Raw genomic sequence first — 17,539 nt, forward strand, 5'->3', positions numbered from 1 at the left:
TGATGATTCCGAATTGGGGATTAAAGCGGAAGTTCATAACAGTGTTTGTCGTGTTAATCACGCTGCCTACTGTATTTGGTTTTATCATTTATTATCAGACTTCTGTTGCACTGAAGGACCAGGCAAAAGAGGATATTATTGGGAATCTAGAGAAGAATGAACAAAATTTATCCGCTATTATAGAAGAAGTTACTAATATGACTGCTTATATGACTTATGATAAGGAGTTTCGGACATTTTTTATGACACCAGAAGCAGAAACACATCAACTAGCTTACAAAAATGCTGTAGATGGTATAAATGGCTATTTTACATTTCAAATGATATCTAAACCCTATGTTTCATCCGTTTTACTAGAAGCGGAGGATGGAACAATCTTAGATCTAGGCGAGCCCATTCTTAATGGTGAGAAGGAATTAGCTAAAGCTGCCATTCAAAAAAGCGGAGCACCACTTTGGAGTGATGCTTACCATGTAACGAGTGAATGGGAGGGAGAGAAAGAAGTTATCAGTGTATCCCGGGCTATTAACGATTTGAACCAAATTAATAATCGAATAGGTATGGTTCGCATTCGCCTGGATCATGAGAAGTTATATCGCAGTATTGAATCCCAAGATTCATCAACGAAATGGAGTTATTTTGTATTATCAAATGAAGGTTCTGTAGTCCTGCATTCCGATCCATCTCTGGTCGGGAAGCAATATCCCGAAACAGAACTTGCAACGTGGGTAACAAAAGGAAAAGCATCATCGTATCGTTTGGAAACAAAAGATAGTAATTATCTCGTCGTAAAAAAAGAATTACAAGGCACTAACTGGTATTCCGTCGCCATGGTTGATGAAGGAGAAGTTGTTCAAGAACTATATCATGTACGCAATTCGATTCGAAATATGATCATTCTCTTGATTTTATTAGGGGCTGTTGCTTTTGTTGGATTTTATAGATCGAATATTCGAAGAATTATTGAGCTAACGAAACAAACATGGCAAGTGAGTAACGGAGATTTTACTGCAAGTGTAGATGTACAATCAAGAGATGAAATTGGAATTCTAGGTATGCACTTTAACAAAATGGTAAAGACCATTCAAAATCATATAAATGTGGAATATAGGTTAAAAATAAAACAAAAGGACTCAGAATTAAAAGCGCTTCAAAGTCAAATTGATCCACATTTTTTGTATAATACCCTGGATATGATTCGCTGGACAGCAAGGCTAGAGAATGCTTATGAAACCAGTCGTCTAATTGAACGGCTTTCTTCCATCTTTCGGATGAAGTTAAATAACGGAAAACCATGGGTTCAATTAAAAGAAGAGATCAACTATATTAAAAATTACTTAGAACTACAGCAAAGTAGATTAGGAGATCGTCTCCAATTTTATATTAATGTACAGGATGATGTGAAAGATAACTATGTCCTGAAACAGTTACTCCAACCATTAGTAGAAAACAGTATTAAACATGGATTTAAAGACTTGCCAAGACAAGGGATCATTAGGATTCATGGTTATCGGTCATACAACTCGCTTTATATTAATGTAATCGATAACGGATGGGGATTTACCAATCCAGAAAAAATAGGTATACATGGTTATGCGCTTCGGAATTTACAAGAAAGACTAGAGCTCGTCTTTGGTAAAGCGGCTACTTTAGAAAAAACAAATCTGACACAGGGCGCATCTATTCAAATTGTTCTTCCATTGATAGATATGGAAAGAGTGAAAAATATTCAAAGAGAACTAGGTGAATAAGGTCATGTCTTTTAATTTACTAATTGTAGATGATGAACCGATTATATGTCGAGGGTTGAGTCAAACCATCCCTTGGTCAGATTATAATGTGAATGTAGTAGCTGTCGCTTATGATGGTCAAGAAGCAATGGAAAAGATAATTGATCATGGGAATATTGACATAATTGTAACAGATGTGAAAATGCCAAAAATAGATGGTTTACAGCTAGCTGAGTTGATTTATAAACAATATCCGTCTGTGCAAATCATTATGATTAGTGGTTATGATGAATTTGCTTATGCACAAAAAGCAATAAAGCTAGGAGTAAAAGATTATCAATTAAAGCCGGTGAATGTAGAAGAGCTAATAAAAAAAGTGGTGAATCTGACACAAGCGCTGTCGAAAACCGAGGAACAGAAAACAGCTTTGCAACACATGGAGCTGATGAATACGATTTATCAGCAAATTAATGAATTTACCATTGAATCTATGGATAATTCTATCAACCACCAAGTCAAAATCTATCCAGTTTTAAGCAGAATGAATGAATGGGCGGAAAAAACAAATCAACTGACTGAATATGATATACATGCTTTAAAAACAGATTGGAAACATGTGATTCAAGACATAGTAGTAAAAAATGGGTATCAGGCTGTTTCCATCTTTACAGATGAGAATTTGTTGTTAACGTGTATTATCGTTGAAGAGAATGATCTTAAGATTGATTTATTTACGACTATTCTTCATCCATTAATACAAAACGATATGAAATTCATTTGGAGTGACAGAATAATCCCGCTTCAACAACTACAGCAACAATATACCATTCTAATAAATATGCTGCCATATCTACCCTTGAATAATCAATCTATCTACTGCTATCAGACGGAACGTAAGGGGCAGAGGGAATTTCCATCATCGATCGTTGAAGAAGTGTTATCTGCTTGCTTTCAAGATAGTAATAAGGTAAGGAAGCTAGTCAATACGTTATTTACTTATTTTCAAACAAATGAGTACTTTTTGCATGAAGTAGTAGAAACATGTATGGAGATCATGGAGGAAGTCATTTATCGTTATAAGTCCCTTTTTGAAAAAGAAGTATCTCAACTTCATCCCAAACAATTAGAAAGTATAAACCTAGCAAAACATAATTCTTATTCAATACTTCAGACACAGTTTAATTACGCACTAGACAATGTTATGAACAGCGTAAATGTACAAAAAGTCAATACGACAGATTGGATCATTAAACGTGCCGAGAATTATATCCAAACTTATTATACATCGAATATTAAAGTAATTGAATTAGCGAATGTCATGAATATATCGCCAAATTACTTTAGCTCCTTATTTAAACAACAAACAGGTAAAACATTTAATGAATATGTAAATCAATTACGTATGGACAAAGCAAAGCAATTATTAGCAGAGACACCATATCGAATACATGAAATTGCAAAAGAAGTTGGTTTTCAGGAATACAAGTACTTCGTTGAAGTTTTTAAGCGTTTTACTGACATCACACCAACGAATTATCGAAAGCTGCTAGCCACTCAAAGCAAAAATACAGATGAATCCTAAACAAGGAGGCCTATGAATATGAATGAAACAATTAATTTGCAATTACCAACGGATTTTATATTAGGAGCTGCCATGTCAGCATGGCAGACAGAAGGGTGGGCAGGTAAAAAAGATTTTCAAGATTCTTATTTGGATAGTTGGTATAAGAACAATAAGCATGTTTGGCACAATGGTTACGGTCCAGGAATAGCTACAGATTTCTATCATCGTTATCAAGAAGATATCAGCTACATGAAAGAAATAGGCCTAACTCATTTCAGAACATCAATTAATTGGTCCCGTTTTCTAATCGATTATGAGAATGCGGTTGTGGATGAAACATATGCAAAGCATATCGACAATATGATTGATGAACTTATTGCTAATCACATTGAGCCAATGATATGTTTAGAGCATTACGAACTGCCGGCTATTTTGTTAGAAAAATATGGAGGCTGGGAATCAAAACATGTGATTCATCTATTTATTAAGTATGCGGAAAAGGTATTTGCACGTTACGGTGATCGTGTAAAACATTGGTTCACCTTCAATGAACCGATTGTGGTACAGACTAGGGTATATTTAGATGCAATCCGCTGGCCATTTGAACAAAATACAAAAAAATGGATGCAATGGAATTACAATAAGGTCTTGGCTACAGCTAAAGCTGTAAAGTTATTTAAACAACTGAAACTGAAAGAAAACCATGGAGCAAAGATTGGCGTTATCCTTAATCCAGAAGTTACCTATGCACGATCAACAGCAAGACATGATCAAGAAGCAGCCAGAATGTATGATTTGTTCTTTAATCGCATTTTTTTAGATCCTTCAATAAAAGGAGAATATCCAGCTGAGTTATTTGAGTTAATGGAGGCGCATGGAGTTACCTTTGACTATATAAAAGAGGAATTGCAAGTGATAAAAGAGAATACGATCGATTATGTTGGTATCAACTTATATTTTCCACACCGCGTGAAAGCTAGATCCACTGCTTGGAATGACCATATTCCATTTCATCCAGCATATTATTATGAAAAACATGAATTGGCAGGGAAGAAAATGAATCCTTATCGAGGATGGGAAATATACCCACAAATTATGTATGATATGGCAATTCGAATGAAAGAAGAATATGGAAATATCGAATGGTTTGTAGCAGAAAACGGAATGGGGGTAGAAGGCGAGGAACGATTCAAAAATGAAGATGGTATCATTCAAGATGATTATCGCATCGAATTCATAAGTGAGCATCTCAAATGGTTAATGAAAGCAATCGTACAAGGGGTTAATTGTACAGGATATATGTTGTGGGCGTTCTCTGATAATGTTTCGCCAATGAATGCCTTTAAAAACCGATATGGTTTAGTAGAAATAGACTTAGAGGCTAATCGTAATCGGCGTCTAAAGAAATCAGCCTATTGGTTTAAAAATTTAATAGAAGAGCGGAATTTTGAAGCAATCAATGATGACATGGTGAAGTAATACTAGGGAATGGAGGGGGACTTAGTGGAAAGTTACTTCAGTATCGATATAGGTGGAACCTATATTAAAATGGGTGTTGTTAATGATCAAGGTGAAATATCACAACTGGAAAAAGTAAACACCCCTTCTACGATAGAAGCGTTAATGGATGTAATGGATCATTATTTAAAACGGCAGATCAATATAAAGGGTGTAGCTGTGTCTAGCCCTGGGGCAGTTTCTGATCATGGGATTGTATATGGCTCCAGCGCAGTGCCTTATTTACATGGACCGAATATAAAAGAAATGCTATCAGAGCGTTTTAATTTACCAGTGTATGTGGAAAATGATGCGAATTGTGCTGCTTATGCAGAATTATGGAAGGGAGCAGCGAAGGGAAAAAAGGATATACTCGTTGTTGTAATTGGTACCGGAATCGGTGGAGCTGTTATTAAGGATGGAACCATCCATAAAGGAGCTAATCTCCATGGTGGCGAGTTTGGTTATATGCTTCTTAATACGAACATAACTGGGGATGATGATGTCTGGAGCCGGGTTGCATCTACACGAGCATTGGTAAAAAAAGTAGCCAAACAAAAAGGATTAAGTAATATTCAAGAATTAACTGGGGAAAGGATCTTTCAATTGGCTGATAGCGGCGATAATATCTGCATCGAGGCTTTAGAAGAATTTTATCACATACTTGCAGTTGGGATTTATAATTTACAATATATTTATGATCCGGAGATTATCTTACTCGGTGGGGGAATAAGTGAGCGAGTGGATCTTATTGATGCAATTGATGAGAAGGTGGATGCAATCTTAGCAAAAATTGACCTCTCCACCATAAAGCCTACTATAAAATTCTGTCATTTCCGCCAACATGCTAATTTGCTTGGAAGTGTATATGGGTATAGGAAGCAGATAGAAAAGCGCATAAATGATTGATTTTAATCATTCAAGAAAAGAGGGAGTTTAATAAAGTCAATTGCAATCTTAATACTCCCTCTAATTTACAAAAAAGCCAAAGGCGTAAAGCTTTTGGCTTTTTACGTAATAAGGGCCCCTAAATTCCGAGCATTTAAGTATAAAACATTTACTTGATTTTTCAAAAAATTATTTGACATAATAAACGGAATTATTTTATAATTCTTAGTATAAATTTAAGTTATATTTAAATTTATACGCGTATTTTAAATGGAGGTTAAATTATTAGTTAAAGGAGGAGATCTTTTCATTTTATTGATGAAAGCGATTCAAAGTAAGAAAAAACCACTTCATTACCGAGCGTCAAAAGAATAATAGATAATAATATGGGGGAAAAAACATGGATAAAGGTATGAGGAGAGTACTGATTGCAAGTGTTGTGGGAAGTGCAATTGAGTGGTTTGATTACTTTTTATACGGTACAGTAGCAGCACTTGTGTTCAATCAACTATTCTTTGTTAGTGAAGATCCTGCTTTTGGTACGCTTTATGCTTTTGCTACATTTGCACTAGCATTTTTTATTCGTCCGTTTGGTGGTATTATTTTTAGTCATATTGGTGATAAGATAGGAAGAAAGAAGACGCTTGTACTAACATTAAGTCTAATGGGGGCTGCCACCTTCGGGATGGGGATACTTCCCACATATGAAGCAATTGGAATATGGGCACCTGTTTTACTTATCATCTTACGCTTAATTCAAGGATTGGGTCTTGGTGGAGAATGGGGAGGTGCACTTTTACTTGCTGTAGAATATGCACCAAAAGAAAAGCGTGGTCTTTTTGGCAGTGTGCCGCAGATGGGAGTAACGATTGGAATGGTTATGGGTACGCTTGCCCTTTCTGTTATGTCGTTATTGCCAGATGATGCCTTTATGGCTTGGGGCTGGCGAATTCCATTCATTCTTAGTGCATTGCTAGTTATTTTTGGTTTATGGATTCGTAAGGGAATTGATGAAACCCCATCTTTCCGAAATAACCAAGCAAAAGGCAATGTTGCCAAACTGCCAATTGTAGACACCCTTCGATTTCATTGGCGCGAGGTATTAATTGCCATCGGAGCAAAAGTTGTCGAAACGGCCCCATTTTATATTTTCGGTACCTTTATTGTCTCTTATGCCACATCTAACTTGGCATTTAGTGAAACAACGATATTAAATGCAGTAATGATTGCCACCGTCATTACAACGGTACTAATCCCAATTATGGGAAGATTATCGGATAAAATTGGTCGAAAGCCACTGTATATTTGGGGAACGATATTAATGATACTCTATGCATTTCCTTACTTCTGGCTAATCCACCAAGATTCAGTGGCGCTTTTAGTAATTGCTACGATCGTGGGACTTGGACTGATTTGGTCACCAATTACAGCAGTTCTTGGTACCATGTTTTCTGAGATTTTTTCAGCAAAAGTAAGATACACAGGGATTTCATTAGGGTATCAAATTGGTGCAGCGGCAGCTGGTGGAACAGCTCCATTAGTAGCTACATACCTTTTGATGCAATTTAATAATTCCTATATTCCGGTCGCTTGTTATATTATTTTAACCGCAATTATCTCATTAGTCGCTATTTTGACTGTGAAAGATCGTCGATCACAGGATCTTGATGAGGGATATGATGATGTGGAAGAAGATGTGGTGAATCAATAAAAGGAGTATATACATTGAAATAAAACCATCCAAATTGGGTAGCCTATCCCTATAACATTTTTGAAAGGGGATGATGCGAAATGATGAATAAAATCTTCATTATTTTAGTAATTATAGGGCTACCTTTATCTGTGATCGGATCCTTACTGCATTGGTCTGCAGTCATCATGTTTGCCATCTACTGCCTAACGATTATTGCCCTTGCTGGTTTTATTGGCCGAGCAACTGAAAGTTTAGCAATCGTAATGGGGCCACGAATTGGTGGATTAATGAATGCTACTTTTGGAAATGCAGTAGAACTCATTATTTCAATTTTTTCATTAAAGGCGGGATTAATTGGAATTGTCCTTGCCTCACTTACTGGGTCTGTACTAGGTAACTTATTACTTGTTGCTGGTCTTTCATTTTTTGTTGGCGGGTTGAAATATAAACGCCAATCTTTCGATGTATATGATGCTAGACATAATTCAGGTCTGTTAATCTTTGCTGTTGTTGTGGCATTTGTTATTCCCGAAGTATTTTCTGCATCCATGAATGAAACAGATACAATGATTTTAAGTATCGGTATTTCGATTATTTTAATTCTTTTATATATCGCTGCACTTGTGTTTAAGCTTGTGACTCATCGAGGTGTCTATACAAACAATAATGAAGATGTAGAAAAAAAACAGGAAGAAGAAGTTCCAGAATGGGGAAAAATAAAGTCCATTATTGTCTTAGCTGCTTCTACCATTTCTGTTGCTTATGTGTCTGAAAATCTGGTTCATACATTTGAAGTCGTAGGTGACACGTTTGGTTGGACAGAATTATTCATTGGTGTGATTATTGTAGCAATTGTAGGAAATGCTGCGGAGCATGGATCAGCTGTAATTATGGCGTATAAAAATAAAATGGACGTTGCAGTTGAAATAGCAGTTGGATCAACCCTCCAAGTAGCTATGTTTGTCGCACCAGTTCTCGTCCTTTTGTCTCTCTTTTTCACGACATCGATGCCACTTGTATTTACGTGGGCAGAGCTTATCAGTATGGTTACAGCCGTATTGTTAATGATTCGTATATCGGTTGATGGTGATTCCAATTGGTTTGAAGGATTGGTATTACTAGCGGCTTATGTCATCATGGGTATCGGATTTTACTTATTATAAATAGATAAAGCATCCACGATGAGCTATCTGTGGATGCTTTGACCTGTGTTAATTACCAGGAGGACGATTGCGTTTATATTTGTTTTGATTTTTCATATCATTAATTTCTTCTTTACTCTTATTTTTTGTTTTTGTTTTTCCTTTTGCCATGTCATTCCCTCCTTTAAGTTTAGTTTGCCTCGTATGCAATAAGATCATGTATTTCGTTTCGAATGGAAGAAGGCCGTTTGCGAATCCAAAAAAATAATGCTATAATTCAGAAAAAACACATGTTTCTACACGCATAAATGAAAAGGCTTACATTTATTTGCAGGGTATAATGGACAAAAATTGAACAACCGCTCAATTTATCTAATTATAGGAGGATGGTTAGCGTGGAAGAAGTAATACATACGGTAGAAAAGTGGATGAATTCCAATCTTATAACCATCCAAAAGTCAATGACGATTAAGGATGCCATGAAAATTGCCACAGAACAAAATCAAACAGAACTTCCAATTATAGATAATGGCAGTATTATGGGTGTTTTTCGTGTACATGAAGTAGTAAATTATTTGCAAGAACACTCGGTTATGGATGATGTTACAAGAATAATGAGCCTGAATTATCGAGTTTTAAATGATCGTATCCTGATGAGACAAGTGACCGATGTACCAGTATATATCATCAATGAAGATGAAAAACTTATCGGTTCGATTTCAGATAAGGAATTAACGTACTTTCAGCGATTTTTGATCGAAGAGCTCGACAAGAGAGAGGAATCCTTAAGATGGTATCAGTTCGTATTTGATACAGCTTATGAAGGATTAACGGTGGTAGATGAAAATGGAATTATTCGCCTATTTAATCAAGCGTACAGTCGATATACTGGCGTTCCTAAAGGAAAAGCAGTTGGCATGCATGCAGTGAACGTTATCGATAATACACGGTTACCGGTTGTCTTGAAAACCGGTGTTCCCGAGCGTAGTCAGCCTCATAATTTGCAAGGACAAAATGTAATTGTACATCGCATTCCAATTTGGGAAAATAATAAAATAATTGGTGCAGCAGGAATTCTTGTCTATGAAGGTGTTTCTGAAATTTATCAGGTTATTCAACGAATGGAACAGTTGGATGTTCAAAAAAATCAGTCCCCGATAGCTTATAAAACTGTTAATGAACCAGAAGCATGTGTGAAATTTGAGGATATACTCGGGGAGAGTCCGGTTATATCAGAACCAAAAAAAATGGCAAGAAAAGCTGCTAAATCACAAGCTGCCGTATTAATAACAGGTGAAAGCGGGGTCGGGAAAGAGCAATTTGCCAAGGCGATTCATTATGGTTGCAGTACAAGACATGGCAATTTTATCAGTGTCAACTGTGCCGCTATTCCAGATGGGTTAATGGAATCCGAATTGTTCGGTTATGCTAAAGGAGCATTTACAGGAGCTGATAAAGACGGGAAAATAGGTAAATTCGAATTAGCGCATAACGGAACGATTTTTTTAGATGAAATCGGCGATATGCCACTAGCGATGCAGGCAAAAATCTTACGTGTGCTTCAAGAGAAAAAAGTGGAACGGGTAGGCGGTCATCAATCGACACCTGTTAATTTTCGATTAATTACAGCTACGAATAAGGATTTGCCGCAACTGGTCAGGACAGGGGAATTTCGTGAAGATTTGTTTTATCGACTTTATGTCATTCCGTTATCGATCCCGCCGTTACGAGATCGAAAAGAAGATATTCCTATTATTGTTTCTCATAAATTACAAGCGTTGGCAAAAACCTATGATGTGAAAGAAAAAACAATCGATCAGAAGTTGCTGCAAATGATGCATACATATCATTGGCCGGGGAATATACGTGAACTAATGAATGTATTGGAGCGATTGTTTGTCCTAACAGATGGGGATCATATTACATTTGATGAATTACCCGAGCTTGAACAAACAAATACTGCTTCTCAGGAAATGGAATCCTATAGCCCGTCTCACCATAATCATCTTGGAAGAAGAAAGGAATTATTAGAGGAAGCTTCCAAAGAGGAGCAAGAGTTAATTGAACGTACGCTAAGAAAAGTACAAGGAAATAAATCACAAGCAGCTAAGCTTTTAGGTATGTCCCGTTCAACACTATATAATAAATTATCACGCTATAAAAAAATATAATACGTACAATCACAGGCATACTTTTAAGGAATCCTGTGATTTTGTATGGAATAAAATGTTTATAGATAGGATGTGGAATTGTATGGACAGCTAAACACTTTATGTGTAGAGTTGCATAATCACTAACCACACTCGAAGGAGTAAGAGGATGGGGGGGCAATTTGTTGATTTGTCTCGTGATGAAGTGAAGGACAGCTGACTCCAGCGGGAAAAGCAACAGCTGAAGATCCCGGAGGAGCCTGAAGCGTTACCCGCGGAAAGCGGCCGTCCGCAGCGGCAAGATAACAAATTACCAAATCCAAGCCGGCGTTATTAAATAGCTTCGTAAAGGTAGTGAGGGGTTGGCATGAATTTTGCATTTGTAAGATTGAAGGGGGCGAGAAGATGGAGAAAGTAAGTGCATCTCAGCGAGAATCCATGTTTCCAAATGAGGATGTATTCAAACAGATATTGAATCTCGATCATTTTCAAGAAGAAAAACAACTGATTACAAAAACTATTGAAAAATTTGTTTCCCAACAAGTAAATCCCAATATGGATAAACTTGAAGCACATGATTATACATTAGCAAAACAACTTTTTCGTGAGACCGGTAAGCTTGGACTGCTTGGTGCAGATGTTCCTGAAGATTATGGCGGACTTTCCATGGGGAAACGAATGGCAGGTAACATCGCTGAAAAAATGGGTTTTGGCGGGTCATTTAGTGTATCCTATAATATTCATACAGGAGTTGGTACATTACCTTTTGTTTATTTTGGGACAGAAGGCCAAAAACGAACCTATTTACCTAAATTAGTATCTGGTGAATGGGTGGGTGCTTACGCTTTGACAGAGCCACATGCAGGTTCCGATGCCCTAGCATCTAAAACAACAGCAAAGAAGAAAGAAGGAACGAAAACATGGAAACTAAATGGAGAAAAACAATGGATTACCAATGCACATATTGCTGATGTATATGTTGTGTTTGCTAATACGATAGATGGAATAACTGCGTTTATTGTTGAAAGGGATACCCCCGGGGTTTCCGTTAGTCCTGAGGAAAAAAAGCTTGGGATTAAAGGTTCATCTACAGCAACCGTTATCTTTGAAGATGTTATCCTATCAGACGAACAAATTCTAGGAGATATTGGCAAAGGGCATAAAATTGCGTTAAACATTTTAAATCTTGCTCGTCTAAAACTGGCTTTTGCGAATATTGGAACATCCAAGCAAGCATTGGCCATTGCTGTTGAATATGGAAAAGAACGGAAACAATTTCAGCAAGCTGTCGTAGAGTTTGGCATGATTCAGGAGAAAATAGCCAATATGGCAGTAGCGATTTATGGTGCAGAAAGTTCTGCATCGTATACTGCCGGAACATTAGATGTTCTGGATAACCATGTAGACAATGTAGTTAGCCACCTGGCGAACTATGCAATGGATTGTTCGGTCAATAAAGTGCAAGCTTCTGAAACATTAGACTATGTGATTGATGAAGCAGTTCAGATTCATGGTGGATATGGTTATATGCAAGAATATGAAGTAGAACGAATTTATCGTGATGCTCGTATTAATCGTATTTTTGAAGGAACAAATGAAATCAATCGACAAACCATAGCGAAATCGTTTTTGAAAAATAAAAAGGAGCACTTGCTTGCTATCGACACAAACGCCGCCCATCCATTTATTCGCCATGCAGCGACAATAATAAACATTATTTTGAATGCGTTTTCTAAAGTTTCCGATCAGACAAAGTTTGAACAGATGTCGCTACGAAGTATGGCCGATATTATTAAGGAATTCTACGTTATGAACGCTACGCAACTGATGGCTGCCGATAGCAATCAGCAGTTGAAGCAAAAGCTAGCGAACTTATTTTGTGAGGAAGCATATCAACGAATTGAAAACAATGCGATCATGCTTCTGTCTTCTTTAACTATAAGTGATAACGACAAGGGTGAACAACTGGATGACATTCGGGCATTACCAGTAAGGTATTCCAATATATTTTTAGTAAAACAGGAAATTGCTCAAGCAATTATTGCAAATGACGGATATATGGAATAAGAAATGGGGGATAGCATGAAGAAGATTGGATTTATTGGTTTAGGGAACATGGGATTACCGATGTCAAAGGGATTGATTCAGGAAGGATATCATGTTACTGGTTATGACTTAAATGAGCAAGCTCTACTTTCGTTGAAGCAGGCTGGTGGTGAGATTACTTCTACTATCGCTGACGTGGTAGCGAAAAGTGATTTGATTTTTACGAGCTTGCCATCTTCTAAGGCGGTAGAAGATGTCTACTTAGGTGTCGATGGACTGGTTGATAGAAGCGACGATTCAAAGTTGTTGATCGATACAAGTACCGTCGCGCCTGAACTTAATCAACAGATTGCAGCAGCATGTAAAGCAAAACAATTATCGTTTTTGGCAGCACCGGTCAGCGGAGGAGTAATTGGTGCTGAAAACCAAACATTGACCGTGATGGTTGGTGGGCCAACAGCTATCTATAATGAAGTCTTACCTGTACTCGAAGTGCTTGGTGAAAATATCTTCCATGTCGATGAACAGATTGATAGTGGAACAACAGTTAAATTAATTAATAATTTATTAATTGGTTTTTATACTGCTGGGGTTAGTGAAGCCTTGCATATTGCTAATAAGAAAAATATTGATTTAGATGACTTGTTTTCAATGCTTAATGTTAGCTATGGACAGAGCCGAATTTATGAACGGAATTATCAAACTTTTATTGCTAACGAAGATTACAATCCAGGATTCTCCTTGAAGTTACTGCGTAAAGATTTGGAGTTTGCGATGGATGTGGCAGATAACAATCAATTGGACTTACCGATTAGCAAAACATTATTAGCTTTGTATAAGGAAGTAGAGCAGGAAGGTTTTGGGGATAAAGATATGTCTGTTCTGTACCAACGAGTGAAAGAACAATCAAATAAGAAGGAGGCAGCAAAATGATATCTTCAGAAATAAAAATGATGAAAAACTTTATCGGTAACAAATGGGTAGAATCACAGAGCGATGAAGTAGTTGATATTCCTAATCCTGCAACAGGGGAGGTTATTGCACAAGTAGCTTTATCAGAGAAGGAAGACGTAGACCTAGCAGTTGCTGCTGCAAAAGAAGCTTATGAAGATTGGGCGGCTGTTCCAGTACCTGATCGTGCTCGTTATCTCTTTCAATATCTTCATCTTTTAAAAGAACATAAAGCAGAGTTAGCAAAGATTATTACGCTTGAAAATGGGAAATCATTAAGAGATGCAGAAGGGGAGGTACAGCGAGGAATTGAAGTAGTAGAACTGGCAACCTCCACACCGAATCTCATGATGGGAGATGCACTTCCAAGTATAGCGAAAGGGATAGATGGATCAATCTGGCGTTACCCACTCGGTGTTGTAGCAGGGGTAACACCATTTAACTTTCCAATGATGGTACCGCTTTGGATGTTCCCATTGGCAATCGCATGTGGAAATACATTTGTCTTGAAAACATCCGAACGTACACCAATTTTGGCTGAACGCCTTGTTGATTTATTCTATCAGTCTGGATTTCCAGATGGCGTATTGAATTTAGTTCATGGGGCAAAAGATGTGGTTAATCGCGTATTAGAACATCCTGACATTGAGGCTATTTCCTTTGTTGGTTCAGAGCCTGTCGCAAAACATGTATATCAAACAGGTACTGCTAATGGCAAACGTGTGCAGGCACTAGCTGGAGCTAAAAATCATGCGGTCGTTATGCCTGATTGCAATATAGAAAAAACAGTTCAAGGCGTGATTGGCGCAGCCTTCGGTAGCAGTGGGGAAAGATGTATGGCTTGTTCGGTAGTTGCCGTTGTAGATGAGGTAGCTGATGAATTCCTAGAATTACTAACATCGGAAACAAAAAAATTAAAAGCTGGGGACGGGATGGATGAATCGACATTTGTAGGACCGGTAATCCGTGATTCTCATAAAGAAAGAGTGATTCGCTATATTGATTCAGGTGTTGACGAGGGAGCAGATCTGCTTGTAGACGGGCGTCATATCGAAGAAGCTACTCCAGATGGATATTATGTTGGTGCGACTATCTTTGATCAAGTAACCCCAGATATGAAAATATGGCAAGATGAAATATTTGCACCTGTCTTAAGTGTTGTCCGAGTGAAAGATTTGGAGGAAGGCATAAAGTTAACGAATCAATCTAAATTTGCCAATGGTGCTGTTATCTATACTTTGAATGGTAAACATGCACAAACTTTCCGTGAGCGTATCGATGCTGGTATGGTTGGTATTAATGTCAATGTACCAGCACCAATGGCGTTCTTCTCATTTGCTGGAAACAAAGCTTCCTTCTACGGAGATTTAGGTACAAATGGAAAAGATGGCGTACAATTTTATACAAGGAAAAAAGTGGTAACCGAACGCTGGTTTTGATAAATAGCAAGATGTACAAAACAACCTGATTCTTAAATTCGAGGATCAGGTTGTTTTATGTGCTTGACTTAAGGAAAAAGTAGATGCCGGGTTATTTTATTATTCTCAAACAGTGACCTACAAATTTTGTACGTAAACGTGACTGATGAAGAACTGCATAACAAATACTTCATTTAAACTTAAACTATATTCTTTTTGTCCAGTTTTACCAATTGTTGTATAATAAGACGAGATAACATTTGGAGGTTATATTTGTGAAAGTAGATCGCAGTAGTCATGTTCCCATGTATCGTCAAATAGCTGACGATTTACAACAGAAAATACAAGATAAATATTTTGAGGTTGGCGAACAGTTACCAACTGAACCTGTTCTGATGGAATTGTATCAAGTGAGCAGGGTCACCATTCGAAAGTCAATAAATCTTTTGGTTACGGATGGATTAATTACGATTCAGCGTGGAAAGGGGATGTTTGTTAACGCCCCTGTAATTGAGACCGATGTTTTGAATGATATTCTAAGCGTTGAGAATTTTAAAGGTTTTTATGAAACCCTTTTAGATCAAGGTTTAGATGTGAATATTAAATTGTTAAGATCAACTTTAGATACTCCCCCCAAAAATATTGCGGAGGCTTTGGGTTGTTCACCGGATATGAAAGTTCAAAAGATAGAGCGTTTATTCTATATTAAAGATCTGCCGATTGCATTTCATATTGGATACATATCTCCAAACTTATATATTAATAAACAAAAAGTGTTGGATAATATTGAATTCCAACCGTTAAGTACATTAATTCAAGAGCAATCTCAAAATGAGCTAGAAGAAATTAGGTGTTCGATTGAGGTTAACCAAATTCCTGGAGATATCGCAGAATATTTACATGTGCCTCCTAGATTTCCAGTTTTAACACTATACCGTACATTTATTACTGGGAATTCCAAGCCTTTTATTTCAACTCTTATGTATCTTTCCTCTGATTCATACCAATTTACAATTAAAAATAAAGGTCAGAATTCCAAGAATAAATAAGTGATCCAGTCTTCTTATAAGACTGGTTTATTTTTTGTCCTTTATTAAGCATCTTCTTTGTGAGCAACTGTTAGACAAGAACTATTGCGATTCTTTTCGAAAGGTTCTGAAAAAATATTGACACAGAATTAGAGATATATTAATGTTATAAATAATACGTCATATGACGTATTATTTATAACTGGTAGACAGAAAAGTAAGGAGATTCATCTAAAGGGAGGGATGCATGGTGACAAGTACTTTACAAAATAACGGCCTAAGAGAGAAATTAAGCAGATTTATTTACAATGAGTTGTTACCATACGAAAGAGAGCATGAAATTGACTCTGAACAACAGATTCCGATTGAACATATTGATTGGGTCAGAAAGAGATCTAAGGATCTAGGGTTTTACGGAATTAATCTTCCGAAAGAATTGGGAGGACAGGATATTAGTTTAAAAACACTTTGTCTTTTGAAGGAAGCATTGACACAATCCGGTGCTGCTCTTTGGGGACATGTATTAGGTGAAATTGGCGGCCCCTTAAGGATTGGTAAGATGCTAAAGGTATTTACTCCAGAACAAAAAGAGAAATATGTAATGCCAGTTATTAATGCAGAAGCAGGATGTTGTTTTGCCTTGTCAGAACCAGGAGCAGGGTCAGATGCTTATGCGATACAAACAACAGCAATACGAGATGGTGACAATTATATTTTAAATGGGAAGAAACATTTTATCAGTGGCTCACCATATGCTGATTGGGCAATAGTGATGGCAAAAGATATTTCTGAGAAAGGTAATGAAGGGATTACTGCATTTATCGTTGATAGAAAGACGGAGAGCAGACCAGGTTTTAAATTAGGAAATATACAGGTGCCAATTTCTGGTGAGCATAGTACCGCTGAACTAATTTTCGACCATTGTCAAGTTCCAACTTCAAATATACTTGGTGAGCCGGGAGAGGGACTTCGCTTGGGGATGAGCAGGATTAATGAAAACAGGGCTTCTTGGGCGGCAACTTATCTTGGTGTGGCACAACGGCTTTTAAATCTGTCGATTGATCATGCCAAAAAACGGAACCAATTTGGGCATGCCATCAGTGAATTTCAAGCTGTTCAGCATATGTTAGCTGATATGGCCACTGAAATTTATGCTGCGCGTTGCATGCTATATGACGTAATTGAAAAAATTGATAACGGTGAAAACGTGAGGGCAGAAGCATCCATGGTGAAGGTTTTTGCTTCTGAAACATCCAACCGAGTTGCAGACAAAGCGGTTCAAATATTTGGAGGAAAAGGATTAATGAAGGGACACCCGGTTGAAAAAATGTACAGAAATGTGCGTATGTTTAGGGTTTTGACTGGTACTTCTGAAATTCAAAGAAATACAATTGCAAAGCAAATGCTGAAAAGGTAGAAGGGTGTTTGGTAA

The 17,539-nt window shown here is 37.2% G+C and carries 12 protein-coding genes; all 12 read left to right on the plus strand.

Annotated elements, in window-relative coordinates:
• Positions 1–2: 2 nt before the first annotated feature.
• The 12 genes from BN990_RS04830 (at position 3) to BN990_RS04885 (ending at position 17,524) form a co-directional block, all read left to right on the plus strand.
• On the plus strand, positions 3–1,751 hold the full coding sequence (locus tag BN990_RS04830) for a cache domain-containing sensor histidine kinase (RefSeq protein ID WP_051739022.1): 1,749 nt from the start codon (positions 3–5) through the stop codon (positions 1,749–1,751).
• Positions 1,752–1,755: 4 nt separating this feature from the next.
• Entirely contained in the window at positions 1,756–3,312 is a 1,557-nt protein-coding gene (locus BN990_RS04835) for a response regulator transcription factor (protein ID WP_021289374.1), read from the plus strand.
• An 18-nt stretch (positions 3,313–3,330) separates the two neighbouring features.
• Positions 3,331–4,773 (plus strand): glycoside hydrolase family 1 protein, encoded by a 1,443-nt coding sequence (locus BN990_RS04840; RefSeq protein ID WP_021289373.1) that lies wholly within the window; start codon positions 3,331–3,333, stop codon positions 4,771–4,773.
• Positions 4,774–4,797: 24 nt separating this feature from the next.
• Positions 4,798–5,700 (plus strand): ROK family protein, encoded by a 903-nt coding sequence (locus BN990_RS04845; RefSeq protein WP_187370447.1) that lies wholly within the window; start codon positions 4,798–4,800, stop codon positions 5,698–5,700.
• Between the two features lie 379 nt (positions 5,701–6,079).
• Complete coding sequence (locus tag BN990_RS04850) at positions 6,080–7,390, plus strand: MFS transporter (protein WP_021289371.1); 1,311 nt, start codon at positions 6,080–6,082, stop codon at positions 7,388–7,390.
• 80 nt (positions 7,391–7,470) lie between these two features.
• A complete protein-coding gene (gene cax / locus BN990_RS04855) occupies positions 7,471–8,535 on the plus strand; it encodes a calcium/proton exchanger (protein ID WP_021289370.1) in 1,065 nt (354 codons plus the stop codon).
• A 365-nt stretch (positions 8,536–8,900) separates the two neighbouring features.
• Positions 8,901–10,685: a sigma-54-dependent Fis family transcriptional regulator gene (locus BN990_RS04860; RefSeq protein ID WP_038242743.1), complete on the plus strand. Its 1,785-nt coding sequence runs from the start codon at positions 8,901–8,903 to the stop codon at positions 10,683–10,685.
• Between the two features lie 384 nt (positions 10,686–11,069).
• On the plus strand, positions 11,070–12,731 hold the full coding sequence (locus BN990_RS04865) for an acyl-CoA dehydrogenase family protein (protein ID WP_051739023.1): 1,662 nt from the start codon (positions 11,070–11,072) through the stop codon (positions 12,729–12,731).
• A 15-nt stretch (positions 12,732–12,746) separates the two neighbouring features.
• Entirely contained in the window at positions 12,747–13,643 is an 897-nt protein-coding gene (locus tag BN990_RS04870; protein ID WP_021289366.1) for an NAD(P)-dependent oxidoreductase, read from the plus strand.
• The gene (locus tag BN990_RS04875; protein WP_021289365.1) at positions 13,640–15,100 is read left to right on the plus strand and encodes a CoA-acylating methylmalonate-semialdehyde dehydrogenase; all 1,461 of its coding nucleotides are present in this window, start codon (positions 13,640–13,642) and stop codon (positions 15,098–15,100) included. Before BN990_RS04870 ends, BN990_RS04875 begins: the two co-directional genes overlap by 4 nt.
• Positions 15,101–15,354: 254 nt before the next feature.
• Positions 15,355–16,128 carry a GntR family transcriptional regulator gene (locus BN990_RS21490; protein WP_021289364.1) on the plus strand — a complete coding sequence of 258 codons (774 nt, stop codon included), beginning with the start codon at positions 15,355–15,357 and terminating at the stop codon, positions 16,126–16,128.
• Positions 16,129–16,357: 229 nt separating this feature from the next.
• Positions 16,358–17,524, plus strand: coding sequence for an acyl-CoA dehydrogenase family protein (locus BN990_RS04885; protein WP_158295217.1), 1,167 nt, complete (start codon positions 16,358–16,360; stop codon positions 17,522–17,524).
• Positions 17,525–17,539: the final 15 nt, after the last annotated feature.

The organism is Virgibacillus salexigens (assembly GCF_000723585.1).
Lineage (GTDB): Bacteria > Bacillota > Bacilli > Bacillales > Amphibacillaceae > Virgibacillus > Virgibacillus salexigens.